This window comes from Enterorhabdus sp. P55 (assembly GCF_009911695.1).
In the GTDB taxonomy this organism is placed as follows: Bacteria; Actinomycetota; Coriobacteriia; order Coriobacteriales; family Eggerthellaceae; genus Enterorhabdus.
The window spans coordinates 1-535 of the sequence record NZ_QWKK01000314.1 but is presented as its reverse complement, the minus strand read 5'-3'; the positions used below and the strand labels follow the sequence as shown (position 1 = coordinate 535).

The 535-nt window shown below is 33.1% G+C and carries 1 protein-coding gene; it reads left to right on the top strand.

Annotation, left to right across the window (positions count from 1 at the left end; all coding sequences use genetic code 11):
- Positions 1-120: 120 nt before the first annotated feature.
- Positions 121-535 (top strand): pentapeptide repeat-containing protein (locus D1643_RS11445; protein ID WP_160710690.1); only part of this gene is annotated, 415 nt, incomplete at its 3' end.

The window sequence follows — 535 nt, the reverse complement described above, 5'->3', positions numbered from 1 at the left end:
GCTAACTAACTCGCCCGTTTAACATAAAAGGGATTGTATGAATCAATTTTAGCTAGAGTTTAAGGTTGTTCAAATTAATGTACAATGATTGCACTGTATAAATAACCAGGTGTAGCATGTATGGAAAAGCACTTTATCAATGAAAAGTTTTCACGAGATCAATTTACGGGGAATAGAGTTAAAAATATTGCCTTTTCAAATTGTGATTTTTCAGGGGTTGATTTAACTGATACTGAATTTGTTGATTGTAGTTTTTACGACAGGAATAGCTTGGAAGGGTGTGATTTTAATAGAGCCAAACTAAAAAACGCTAGCTTTAAAAGCTGCGATTTATCAATGAGTAATTTTAAAAACATTAGCGCCTTAGGTCTTGAAATTAGTGAGTGTTTAGCTCAAGGAGCTGATTTTCGAGGGGCTAATTTTATGAATATGATAACTACAAGGTCATGGTTTTGTAGTGCTTATATAACCAAGACAAATCTTAGTTACGCTAATTTTTCTAGAGTCATATTAGAAAAGTGCGAACTGTGGGAAA